At 69.8% G+C, this 12,325-nt stretch carries 9 protein-coding genes; all 9 read left to right on the top strand.

Annotation, left to right across the window (positions count from 1 at the left end; all coding sequences use genetic code 11):
- Positions 1-469 precede the first annotated feature (469 nt).
- The 9 genes from ACIP64_RS02955 to pstB all read left to right on the top strand — a co-directional run bounded on the left by ACIP64_RS02955 (position 470) and on the right by pstB (position 12,318).
- Entirely contained in the window at positions 470-856 is a 387-nt protein-coding gene (locus ACIP64_RS02955; RefSeq protein ID WP_401580953.1) for a hypothetical protein, read from the top strand.
- Between the two features lie 190 nt (positions 857-1,046).
- The gene (gene pstC / locus ACIP64_RS02950; protein WP_401580951.1) at positions 1,047-1,976 is read left to right on the top strand and encodes a phosphate ABC transporter permease subunit PstC; all 930 of its coding nucleotides are present in this window, start codon (positions 1,047-1,049) and stop codon (positions 1,974-1,976) included.
- Between the two features lie 13 nt (positions 1,977-1,989).
- The gene (pstA, locus tag ACIP64_RS02945; protein WP_401580950.1) at positions 1,990-3,285 is read left to right on the top strand and encodes a phosphate ABC transporter permease PstA; all 1,296 of its coding nucleotides are present in this window, start codon (positions 1,990-1,992) and stop codon (positions 3,283-3,285) included.
- Positions 3,282-5,069 carry a phosphate ABC transporter substrate-binding protein PstS gene (gene pstS / locus ACIP64_RS02940; RefSeq protein ID WP_401580949.1) on the top strand — a complete coding sequence of 596 codons (1,788 nt, stop codon included), beginning with the start codon at positions 3,282-3,284 and terminating at the stop codon, positions 5,067-5,069. Before pstA ends, pstS begins: the two co-directional genes overlap by 4 nt.
- 65 nt (positions 5,070-5,134) lie before the next feature.
- The gene (locus tag ACIP64_RS02935) at positions 5,135-7,549 is read left to right on the top strand and encodes a hypothetical protein (RefSeq protein WP_401580948.1); all 2,415 of its coding nucleotides are present in this window, start codon (positions 5,135-5,137) and stop codon (positions 7,547-7,549) included.
- A gap of 168 nt (positions 7,550-7,717) precedes the next feature.
- The gene (locus ACIP64_RS02930; RefSeq protein ID WP_401580947.1) at positions 7,718-8,806 is read left to right on the top strand and encodes a hypothetical protein; all 1,089 of its coding nucleotides are present in this window, start codon (positions 7,718-7,720) and stop codon (positions 8,804-8,806) included.
- Between the two features lie 110 nt (positions 8,807-8,916).
- A complete protein-coding gene (locus ACIP64_RS02925) occupies positions 8,917-10,425 on the top strand; it encodes an Ig-like domain-containing protein (protein ID WP_401580945.1) in 1,509 nt (502 codons plus the stop codon).
- An 88-nt stretch (positions 10,426-10,513) separates the two neighbouring features.
- The gene (locus ACIP64_RS02920) at positions 10,514-11,431 is read left to right on the top strand and encodes a sortase (RefSeq protein WP_401580943.1); all 918 of its coding nucleotides are present in this window, start codon (positions 10,514-10,516) and stop codon (positions 11,429-11,431) included.
- A gap of 29 nt (positions 11,432-11,460) precedes the next feature.
- Complete coding sequence (gene pstB, locus ACIP64_RS02915) at positions 11,461-12,318, top strand: phosphate ABC transporter ATP-binding protein PstB (RefSeq protein WP_401580942.1); 858 nt, start codon at positions 11,461-11,463, stop codon at positions 12,316-12,318.
- Positions 12,319-12,325: the final 7 nt, after the last annotated feature.

The raw sequence follows: 12,325 nt of genomic DNA, 5'->3' as shown, positions 1-12,325 counted from the left end.
GCCACAGCCTGCCAATCTCCCCCTGGCAGACTCGAATTGACGTGTGCAGCGTACTCATCCTGTGGAGAGTTCGGAACGTTTTCTCCAAAAGAGAGAAGCCGGTCGTCGATTTCCGTCAGGGGAAACAATGCGGAATATCGTTCGCGTCGATTTCCCGGGAAACCGAAGGAGAAACACAATCCGAATTTCAGTCGACCCGGCGGCCACGGACGCACCGTCGCGGTCCTGGCCCGCCGCCCGGAGGGGGGCGGCCGGCCCGCGATCGGCCGGCGGCGCGGGCCCCGTGGCTGTGGGGTTCCTGTGAGTCCGCCGGATGAACGAGGGGCAACATCGCCGCGAAGCGTGGCTCGTGCAGCCAACCGGCACGACCACAGTGCACTCTTGTCTGATTACCCTGCGTGTGCTGCATGAGCGCTCAACCACGAACAGCACATGCAACGTTTCCTGACATCAGACAACAGGGGCGGGGATGGCGGCACTTAGGGGGGGCGCGGCCGTACCGGGCACGCGCTGCCAGATAGACATCGAGGCGGACGGCTCCTACTCGTGGCGGCTCACCGCGTCGAACGGCCGGGTGATCGCCGTGGCCGCGACCGTGTACAGGGATTACGGCGAGTGCCGTGCCGCGTTCGAGTACCTGTGTGCGGAGGCCGAGGGCTTACCCGGCGAACTGCACCATTCCGCCGAGGGCAACGGCTGGGTCTGGCGGGTGCGCGACCGCAGCGGCCGGTCCGTCGCCGTGGCCTCGCGCGCCTATGAGCGGCACTCGACGTGCCGGACGGCATACGACCGTTTCCGTGCGGTCCTGACCGAACTCGGTTCGGGGCGGGCGGCGTTGTGGGACGACGCCGACTGAAATGAAATCCACACACGGCTGTTGCCGGAAGTTGCCCCTAGGGGGCGTCTCGTTCACATTCGTGTGCGCGGGTGTCCACCGCGTCCCAGAAGTGTCGTAGCACGTGACGACGCGAACATCCGAACAGCCAGTGGCTCCGGCCCCTCGACCGCCGAGACGCCTGTACCCGGACCCAGGCCTGTCCGACCGCGTGTTCCGGGCCATTCTGCGCGGCGGCGGCGCCCTGGTCCTCGCGATCATGCTGCTTGTCGGCGGCTTCCTGACCTACCGGGCCTGGCAGGCGTTGTCGGTCGCGAAGTGGTCCTTCATCACCACGCAGGCGTGGGAGCCGGAGGCGCACAACTTCGGCATCGCGGCGGTGCTCGTCGGTACGGTGCTCATCGCCGCTGTCGCCATCGTGTTCGCGGTGCCGCTCGCTCTCGGTACCGCGCTCTACATCTCCGAGTTCGCCCCGCCGCGGATCCGTCAGACCCTCATCAGCGTCGTCGACCTGATGGCCGCGGTGCCGTCGGTGGTCTACGGCCTGTGGGGCCTCTTCTACTACCAGGGGCACGTGGTCACCGTCTCGCGCTGGATCTCCACCTACTTCGGCTGGATACCGGCCTTCAAGGTGGACGGCTCGGATCCGAACGACCCGCTCGCCACCGCGACGGTGTACACCTCCTCCACCTTCATCGCGGGCATGGTCGTGGCCCTGATGGTGGCGCCGATCACCTGCTCGGTGATGCGGGAGGTCTTCTCGCAGGCGCCGGTCGGCGAGCGGGAGGGGGCGTACGCGCTCGGTGCGAACCGCTGGGGCATGATCCGCAGCGTCGTCCTGCCCTTCGGCAAGGGCGGCATGATCGGCGGCACCATGCTGGGCCTGGGCCGGGCACTGGGCGAGACCATCGCCGTCTACATGATCATCTCGCCGGTCTTCGCGATCCAGCCGCACATCCTGCAGAACGGCGCCAACTCGGTCTCCTCCCTGATCGCCCTGCGGTACGGCGAGGCCACCCCGTTCGGCATGTCGGCGCTGATGGCCGCCGGCCTCGCGCTCTTCCTGATGACCCTCGTCGTCAATTTCGCCGCGTCGTCGATCGTCGCCCGCAGCCGTTCCGGCGCGGCGAGCGACTCCTAGGAGACCGAGTCCGATGACCGTCACCGCTTCACAGAGCCAGAAGACCGGGCAGGGCCTGCGTCCCGGGCCGAACCCCGGTGGTCCGCAGAAAGGATCCGGCGCGGGCACCAACCTGCCCGGACGCCGGACCGGCGACGGTACGGCGCGCGGTGAGGCGCGCCGCAACCTGTCCACCCTGCGTGCCACCGACATGTACGCGATGGTGGGCGCCGGCGCCGCGTCCGTCGCCGTCACCTGGCTGCTCTACGACCGATTGCTGCCGTTCAACGGCGCGCTGGGCTTCGTCGTCATCGCCTACGCGCTTTTCATCGGCATCTACGCGCTGACGGTCTCCTTCGACGAGGACGGTCCCGCGGTCCGGGACCGGGTGGCCGCCGCGGTCGTCCAGAGTCTCGGTCTGGTGATGCTGACCGCGCTGGCGTTCGTGGTCGTCTTCACCCTGTTCGAGGGCCGCAAGGCACTGCCGCACCTGAACTTCTACACCCAGTCGATGGCCGATGCCGGTCCGCTCGAACCGCTCGACGTCGGTGGCATCCTGCACGCGATCGTCGGCACGCTGTGGCAGATCGGCATCGCGCTGGTGATCTGCATCCCGGCCGGGCTGGTGTGCGCGGTCTTCCTCAACGAGATCCCCGGTGCCTTCAGCCGGTTCGTCCGCACCATCGTCGAGGCGATGACCGCGCTGCCGTCCATCGTCGCCGGTCTGTTCATCTACGCCATGTTCATCCTGGGGCTGGGCTTCGACCAGTCCGGTCTCGCCGCCGCGCTCGCCATCTCCGTGATGATGCTGCCGATCATCATCCGCGCCTCGGACGTGGTGATCCGGCTGACTCCCGGCACGCTGCGCGAGGCGTCCTACGCGCTCGGCACCTCGCGGTGGCGCACCGTCTGGCACGTGGTGCTGCCCACCTCGCGGTCCGGGCTGACCACGGCGGTCATCCTGGGTACCGCGCGCGGCGTGGGCGAGACCTCACCGGTGCTGCTGACCGCCGGTTTCACCGCGGAGCTCAACACCAATCCGCTCCACGACCCGATGGTGTCGCTGCCGCTCGCCGCCTTCGAACTCGTCAAGTCCCCCGAGCCCACCTACATCGCCCGCGGCTTCGGCACCGCGGCGGTGCTGCTGGTGCTGGTGCTCGTCCTGTTCGTCATGGCCCGCATCTTCGGCGGCCGCGGTCCGGGCAAGCTGACGCATCGTCAGGAGCATCGCGCGGTCAGGGCCTCGCAGCGTGACGCCCGGCGCTTCGCGCCGTCCGCAACAGCAGACCAGTCGCCAGTCCGTCCCGCACCGACGAGGAGCACCCCGTGATACCCGCACCCGTCCGCCGTACGCGCCCCCTGCGCGCGTACCAGGCACTGGCGCTGTTCGTCGCCGTGGTCTGCGCGCTGCTGGCGGTCCGGCCGCCGGGCGCCGCCGCGGCCTCCTACACGAAGATCAGCGGATCCGGCTCCACCTGGAGCGCCAACGCCATCGAGCAGTGGCGGCGCAACGTCCGCCAGCAGGGCATGACCGTGAACTACGCGTCGGTCGGCTCCACGGTCGGCCGCAGCCAGTTCGCGTCCGGGACGTCCGACTTCGGTGTGTCCGAGATTCCGTACGGCCTCACCGACCTGGGTCAGCAGGACCCCCCGCCCACGCGCAAGTACGCCTACATGCCGATCGTGGCCGGCGGTACCTCGTTCATGTACAACCTGAAGATCGGCGGTCGGCAGGTCACCAACCTCCGGCTGTCCGGGGATGTGCTCAGCAAGATCTTCACCGGCAAGCTCACCATGTGGAACTCGCCGGAGATCAAGGCCGACAATCCCAGGCTGACCCTTCCGGCCCGGCGCATCGTCCCGGTCGTCCGCTCCGACGGCTCCGGTACCACCGCGCAGTTCACCCTCTGGATGTCCAAGGAGCACTCCGGGCTCTGGAACGACTACTGCCGCCGGGCCGGCAAGACACCGCCCTGCGGACTGACGTCGTACTTCCCGAACATCCCCGGCTCCGGCTTCGTCTCCCAGTCGGGCTCCCTCGGCGTGGCCGGCTACACCCGGCAGCCCCAGGCCGAAGGCGCCATCACCTACGTCGAGTACTCGTACGCCAGGAACGCGGGCTTCCCGGTGGTCAAGGTGCTCAACAGGGCCGGCTACTACGTCGAGCCGACCGCGTCCAGCGTGGCCGTCGCCCTGACGAAGGCCGAGATCAACAACGACCCGCGCTCCGCGAACTACCTGACGCAGCAGCTGGACAACGTCTACCGGTACGGCGACGACCGGACCTACCCGCTGTCCAGCTACAGCTACATGATCATCCCGACCAAGGAGGAGATGGGCTTCACCCAGGCCAAGGGCAGGACGCTGAGCGCCTTCAACAACTACTTCCTGTGCGAGGGCCAGCAGCTGGCGGACCGGCTCGGCTACTCGCCGCTGCCGCGCAACCTGGTGGAGGCGGCCATGGCGCAGACCCGGAAGATCCCCGGGGCCGTGGGGAACACCATCGACATCAACACGTGCAACAACCCGACCTTCTCCGGCGGCAGGAACACCCTGATCCTCAACGCCCCGCACCCGAAGGCGTGCGACAAGAAGGGCCCCGACCAGTGCGCCGACGGCACCGCCGGCGCCCAGCAGCCCACCGTGCCGAGCGGCACCTCCGGCGGCACGTCCAGCACGGGGGGCAGCGGCTCCACGGGGGCGACGGGATCGACCGGCGGCAGCGGTTCCACGGGTTCCGCGGGAGGCAGCGGTTCCACGGGATCGACCGGCGGCAGCGGCTCCACGGGTTCCGCGGGAGGCAGCGGCTCCACGGGGGCGACGGGATCGACGGGCGGCAGCGGCGGTACCACCGGTGACCCCGGCACCGCGGCGGGCGGGACGAGCGGTGGGACCGTGCTCGACCCCGACACCGGTCAGCTCGTCAGCACCGAACAGACCGGCGACACCTCCGTCGTCGCCAGTCCGGTCTCCCTCGGCACGGACGACGCCCTCGGACTGCGCACCGCACTGATGGCACTGTCGGCCGTGCTGCTGCTCGGTGTCGTCGTCGGACCACCACTCGTCGCCCGCGTGATGGCCAACCGGGCCCGCCGGAACGGCGGCTCGGCATGAGGACCGCACTGAACCGGCCCCGGCCGCGCATCCTCCTGGCCGTGGGCTCGCTGCTGGCCGCCCTCGTGGTGGCCCTGGTCCCGCTGCCGTCCACCGGCACCGCCGCCGCCGCGGACGCCGGCGCGGAGTCCTCCGCGGTGACGAAGACGGGGACCAAGGGCACGTACAACGACTTCTCCCACCTGAAGGTGACCGTCCACCAGACCAAGGACCTGCGCTCCCAGAGCGTGCGGGTCAGCTGGGAAGGCGGGACGCCGACGGAGTCGGACACTCAGTTCAACACCAACTTCCTGCAGATCATGCAGTGCTGGGGCGACGATCCGGCCGGGCCCGCGCGAGAGCAGTGCGAATTCGGCGCCACGGGAGTTCCGCTTCCCGGCATCATGACCAGTAGCCGGCGGGTCGCCAGCACCGGGTCCGGCGTCGGCGATCCCGGGGAGACGCAGTACCCCGGCACCAACAACTTCGTGCCCTTCCGTCCCGTCCACGGGGCGCCCACCACGTCCTCCACGGACTACACGTACTTCGGGCCGTTGGACACCAACGAGCAGATAGCCGGCCGGATCTTCGGCAACGGCACGGGTGAAGTGGGATTCGAAGTACAGGACGGGAGCCAGGCCGACCATCTCGGCTGCGGTGCGAACACGGCGCCGCCCGGCGCTGCCGTCACTCCGCGTTCCTGCTGGCTGGTCGTCGTGCCGCGCGGCACTCACGACGCGGACGGCAGTGACAGGGGCGCGGGCAACAAGCTCGACACCTCGCCGCTGTCCGCGACGAACTGGGCCCAGCGGATCGTCTTCCGCCTGGACTTCCAGCCGATCGGCTCGTTCTGCCAGGTGGGCCAGGCGGAGCGAACCGTATCGGGTTCCGAACTGGCCGACGACGCGGTCGCGTCGTGGGGGCCGACGCTGTGCTCGTCCACGGGGAGCACGTTCGTCTTCAACCGGGAGGACGAGGAGAGCGCCAGGGGCGAGGTACTGAGCACCACGCCCCAGACGCCCGGGCTGGGGGTCACCGTCGACCCGGTGGTTCAGCCGGCAGGCGGACCATCCGTCGTGCACGCTCCGGTGGCGTTGTCCGGTCTGGGGTTCGCCTTCTTCATAGAAGGCCCTTCCGGCGTGGTGCGCGACATGAATCTGACACCGCGGCTCGTGGCCAAGATGCTCACCCATTCCTATGTGAGAGACGTGCCGTGGGCCATCCCTGTTCCGGGGCATGTGAAAGGCAATCCTGATTACTGGACCCAGGACCCGGAATTCAAGGAACTGAACCCGGAATTCCCTGGTCAGATTACGCCCATGAGCCTCATTGTTCCGCAGGGGAATTCTGACACCGCGCGCATGATCTGGAACTGGCTCCAGGCGGACAAGGACGCCCGGGACTTCCTTGCCGGAAAGAAAGATCCCTGGGGAATGAAATTGAACCCCTATTTCAAGGACCTGGGCCTGGACACCGCCCTGAACAACTTCCCCAAGGTGGACGAGACGCGCGCCCCGGCCCTGGCCGGACTCCCGCCGGACCCGCCCGACTACGGAATCATCGACCTCGCCCCGTACGTGGCCGATCTGCACGACGGCGCCCTGCGTACCCGCCGGGGCCACAACGGCCGAACCATCCAGCAGGATGTGGGCTCCACCACCAACGCCAGGGGTCTCAAGGCCGACGAGATCTTCCCGGGCCACCATGCCGTGATGGCGATCGTCGATGCCGCGTCCGCGGAGCGTTACGGACTGCCGACAGCGGCCCTGCGCAATGCGGACGGAAACTTCGTCAGGCCCTCGGCCGGCACGCTGCAGGCAGGCGTCGATGCCATGCGACCGTGGCCGGACAACTCCGCCGTGCTCAAGCCCGATCCGGCACGGGCCAAGGGCCAGGCGTACCCGTTGACCGCGGTGACCTACGCCGCCGCTTCGGTGAACCAGGACGCGCAGGCCCGCAAGGCGTACGCGAATTTCATCAGGTTCGCCGCGGGGCCGGGCCAGACGCCGGGCCGGTCGGCAGGCGAACTTCCGCCCGGCTACGCGCCGTTGCCGACGAAGCTCCGCCAGCAGGCCGAGGCTGCCGCCGACGCCCTGGAACGAGGAGCGCCCGCGGACGGCCCTTCGACCGGTGGGCCGGCACCGGGCGATCCCGGGGGCGGTGACTCCGGCGGTGGCTCCGGCGGTCCCGCATCCGGGGCCGGAACAGGTGGAACGTCCTCCGGCACGGGCGCCGGCGGAGCGTCCTCGGGCGGAACGGGGGGCGACACCGGTGGCGCCGGCGGCGGCCCCGGCGCGGTGCCGTCGAATTCATCGGCCGCCGCGCCCGGATCCGCGCCTCCTTCCGTCGTGCCGCAGCAGAATGTCGCGAAATCCGGTATTACCCCCGGCGAAGCCCTCGGAGTGATCCGCTGGGTCCTTCTCGCCGTTCTTGTTCTCGGTGGGGCGGCGGCTCTGACAGGCCCGGTGTTTCTTCGTTTTGCGCAACGGCGGACCCCCTAGGAGACACCTAGGAGGCTTGCCCGTAACCTTTTCCTCCATGGGAATTGGTGGCCACCGCATTAAAAACTTGGAAGCGTATGCGGTGGCCGGCCGACGGGTCGGCAGCACGGAAATCCGGATTCAGCTTGAACGTCCAGTCTTCGAAATCCCGAAACAAGGAGTTCTGAAGTGAACGTCAAGTCTCGCGCCAAGGTCGGCGCCGCGATCCTCGGCGCCGCGGCGCTCGGCGTCGGCATCCTGGCCGCCCCCGCGTCCGCGGACGCCCCGATCCGTCAGCTGGCGGGTGTCGGTTCGGACACCACGCAGTACGTCATGAACGGTCTGGCCAACGGCAGCGTCGTCGTGAACGCCGGCGGCGCGAACTACGTCACGTCGTGGGACGCCGTCGCCCAGTCGGGCGCCGCCGACCCGTTCACCACCAAGAACCCGGCGACGACCCCCGGATGCACGTTCACCCGCGCGGAGGCGAACGGCTCCTCGAACGGCATCAAGCTGCTCAACGCCGACATCGCGAACGGGGGGAGCGTCTGCCTCGACTTCGCCCGCTCCTCGCGTCAGCCGAACGACACCAGCAGCGCGGACCTCACCTGGATCCCGTTCGCCAAGGACGCGGTCACGTACGCCACCGACCTGGGCAGCACCATCGGGTCCCAGGCGCCCGGCACCTCGAGCAACCCGTCTCTGACGACGACGCAGCTGCACGACATCTACACCACCTGCAAGTACACGGATGCCGCGGGCGCCGTGCACACGGTGCAGCCGCTGCTGCCGCAGGCCGGCTCCGGCACCCGGTCGTACTGGCTGTCGTCCATCAGTGTCTCCGAGGCGCAGATCACCGCGGCCAAGGCGAGCTGCGGCCTGGTCGACACCATCCAGGAGCACGACGGTACGGCGATCACCAACCTCAACCAGATCATGCCGTACTCCGTCGCCCAGTGGATCGCCCAGGGCAAGAGCCTCCCGGGCGTCCCGAACCGCCGCGGCGAGTCGCGTCTGCGCAACATCGGGGGTGTGGCACCCACCACCGGCTCCGGCAGCGCGCTCGCGCTCAACCCGAGCTTCGTCTTCACCCGTGACGTCTACAACGTCGTCCAGACCTCCCGGCTCAACGAGGCCGCGATCGACGAGGCGTTCGTGGTGAAGTCGAGCGTCCCGGGCGACACGGCGGATGTCTGCCAGGACACCACCACCATCACGACCTACGGCTTCGCCGCCATCCCCAACTGCGGTGCGACCACCCTCACGGGCAAGAGCTGACCCGTGATCGTCCTCTGATCCCCGCGTGACGGCCGGGCACCCTCCAGGTGCCCGGCCCCACGTGCTGTCGCCCTATCCGTCCACCAACCGTCCCCCGGGGGGCAATCGCCATGACAGTGCTCCATCCCTTCCGAAGAGCGGCATCGATCGCGGCCGCCTGCGCCCTGCTCGCCCTGGGCCTCGTGACCCTGGTCGCATCCCAGTCCCAGCCCGCCCGGGCGGCGTCCATCGGGACTTTCACCATGGCGCCCAGCGGCAAGTTGAGCGATCCGGAGCCGCTCGGCAGCACCATCGGCATACCTGCCGCGTGCCCCGACTTCGTCATCGACGACGGAAACGGTGGCGTGATCACCTTCCCCTTCAACTGGGGCCTTTTTCTCAATGTGGTCAAGGACGGCACAGAGGTCCGCGCGATAGACGGCATCTACAACGACGCGGACCGGCCCTACGACTCGGCGAAGACGATTTCGCTGGCCGCGGCGGACAACCCCGATCTGGCGGTCCACGACCTGTCGCAGATCTTCAGCGGTGACGGCACCTACGAGCTGCGTCTGCAATGCATGGACGATTTCTCGGGCACCCACCCGGACTCTCCGTACTGGACCCAGCAAATCACCGTCACCGGCGACAACTGGGTGGTCGGAGAGGGTGCCACGGCCGTCACTGTCGCGTTGCCGGAGTACAGCCCCAGCCAGCCCGAGCCGGGCCAGGAGGTGACGCTCACGGCAACGGTCACGCCGGCGGAGGCAGTCGGCACGGTGACTTTCCTGGACGGTGGGACACCGCTGAACCAGACGCCGGTCCAGGTCGCCGCCGGGAAGGCCGAGTTCAAGACGTCGACGCTGTCCGACGGAGGCCACTCGATCATCGCCCGGTTCACCCCGGACAACCCCGCCGAGTTCGGGGCGTCCGAGTCCGAGGCCCGGACCGTGACGGTGCAGTTGCCGCGGGCCGAGATGCTCGACAACGCCGGTCAGCGGATCGCCCCGGGCTCGGAGCTCCAGCGCGGCCAGACGGTCAAGCTGATCCTCCGGGGATGCGCAGCCGGCGACTCGTACGGACTGACCATGAATCTGGGCGCCGGTCCCACGGATGCCACGTTCCCCGACAGGACGGCGGACGCCGGCGGCGTGGTGACCTGGGAGGCGCTCACGGTTCCCGAGGACGCGGTCGCCAGCCCCAACTACAACTGGGTGTGGACCCCGAACTGCGACCCGACGTTCCCGACGATGGCGTTCAAGGTCCCCGAGCCGCCGTCCGGGTCCCCGAGCCCCACCGACTCCACGACGCCCACCGACGATCCGACCGACGACCCCTCCGACTCCCCGTCGCCCACGGACTCCGCGACGGACACGTCCGGCACGACGTCCGGGACCAGCGGCGGCGACACCGCGGGTGACTCCGGCGGCAGCGGTGACACCGGAGGCACCGGCAGCAGCGGCGGCTCCGGCACCGGCGGCTCCGGCGGGAACTCGCCTCAGGGCGGCCTCGCCTCCACCGGCAGCCAGATCGCGCTGTTCTCCGGCGTGGGCGCCGTCGTCCTGTTCGGGGCCGGCTTCGCCTTCGTGCGGCTCGGCGGCCGCAGGAAGCTGCTGACCTTCGGCCCGCCCCGCTCGTAACGGCCCGCGGAGCACGGGCGGCGGGCCCCCACCCCGCCGCCCGCGCTTCCGTTTCTCCACCCACACCACTCCACAGGGAGCGCACCCCGTGACCACGCTGTCCCCGCCCCCGCCCGTCGTGGCGCCCGCGCGCCCGCCGGATGCCGGGCCACCGCTCACCCGCCCCGGCCTCGCGTTCGCCGGGGCGGCCCTGTGCGTCCTCGCCGCGCTGCTGCTCGGCTTCGCCGCCGACCTCACCCTCGTGGGCAATCTCCAGCACGCCCGCGACCAGCGGACGGCGTACGACGAGCTGCGCCGGCAACTCGCCCTGGGCACCGCCCCGGTGGGCCAGCGGACCTTCGACGGCAAGCCGCTCGAACCCGGCGCCCCCGTCGCGTTGCTGCGCATCCCGGAACTCGGTCTGGACGAGGTCGTCGAGGAGGGCACCACCTCCGGCGTGCTGATGGCGGGTCCCGGGCACCGCCGTGACACCCCGCTGCCGGGGCAGGCGGGCACCAGCGTGATCATGGGCCGCCAGTGGGGGTACGGCGGCCCGTTCAACGATCTGCACCGGCTGGCCCCCGGCACCGCGATCGAGCTGACCACCGGGCAGGGCACGGCCCGCTACGAGGTGACCGGCCTCCGCCGCGCGGGCGACCCGCTGCCGTCCGTCCTCGAACAGGGCCGGGGCCGGCTCACCCTCATCACCGCCGAGGGCCCCGCCTACACCCCCTCCGGCGTCCTGCGCGTCGACGCCGACCTGGTGAGCGATGTCCAGCCCAACCCGCCGCGTCCGCAGGCCGCCGGCTGGATCGACGGCTCCGAGCAGGCCCTGGGCCGCGAGAACTCGGTCTGGCTCCCGGTCTTCCTGTGGTCGCTGGCGCTGCTCGGCGCGGCGCTGCTCACCACCTGGGCCCATCGCGTGTGGGGACGCTGGCAGACCTGGATCGCCGGTGTACCCGTCCTGGTCGCGCTCGGCCTCGCCGTCTCGGGCGCCGCCGCCCGTCTGCTGCCCAACCTGCTCTGACCGACCCCTGAACCACTGGGAGCCACGTCATGTCCGATCCCACCGACACGCTCGTCGGCGAAACCCTGCGCATCCCCCCGGTCGCCGCCCCGGCCGCCGTGGCGAGCGGCAGCCCGGCCACCCTGGAGGCCGACGCGATCTCCGCGTGGTTCGGCGACCACAAGGTCCTGGACGAGGTGTCGCTCACCATGCCCGCCCACCAGGTCACCGCGCTCATCGGCCCCTCCGGTTGCGGCAAGTCCACCTTCCTGCGGATCCTCAACCGCATGCACGAGCTGGTCGGCTCCGCGTCGCTGGCCGGCCGGGTGCTGCTCGACGGCGACGACATCTACGACCGCGGGCGCCGCATCACCCAGGCCCGCCGCCAGATCGGCATGGTCTTCCAGAAGCCGAACCCCTTCCCGGCGATGTCGATCTACGACAACGTGGTCGCCGGCCTCAAGATGGGCGGCATCAAGGCCGCCCGCCAGGACAAGGACGCCCTGGTCGAGGAGTGCCTGACCAAGGCCGGCCTGTGGAAGGAGGTCCGGGATCGCCTCCGGCAGCCCGGCGGCGCCCTCTCCGGCGGCCAGCAGCAGCGCCTGTGCATCGCCCGCTCGCTGGCGGTGCGGCCCCGGGTGCTGCTGATGGACGAGCCGTGCTCCGCCCTGGACCCGACCTCCACCCGGCGCATCGAGGAGACGATCCACGAGCTCTCCCACGAGGTCACCATCGTCATCGTCACCCACAACATGCAGCAGGCCGCGCGCGTCTCCGACCAGTGCGCGTTCTTCCTCGCCGAGCAGGGCACCCCGGGTGTCATCGTCGAACACGGCGCCACGGACGCGATGTTCAACAACCCGCAGGACCAGCGCACCACGGATTACGTCAACGGCCGTTTCGGGTAGTCGACCG

It is taken from the genome of Streptomyces sp. NPDC088733 (assembly GCF_044751185.1).
Lineage (GTDB): Bacteria > Actinomycetota > Actinomycetes > Streptomycetales > Streptomycetaceae > Actinacidiphila.
Note: the sequence above shows the minus strand (reverse complement) of the source record. Positions and strands in the feature narration are given on the sequence as shown.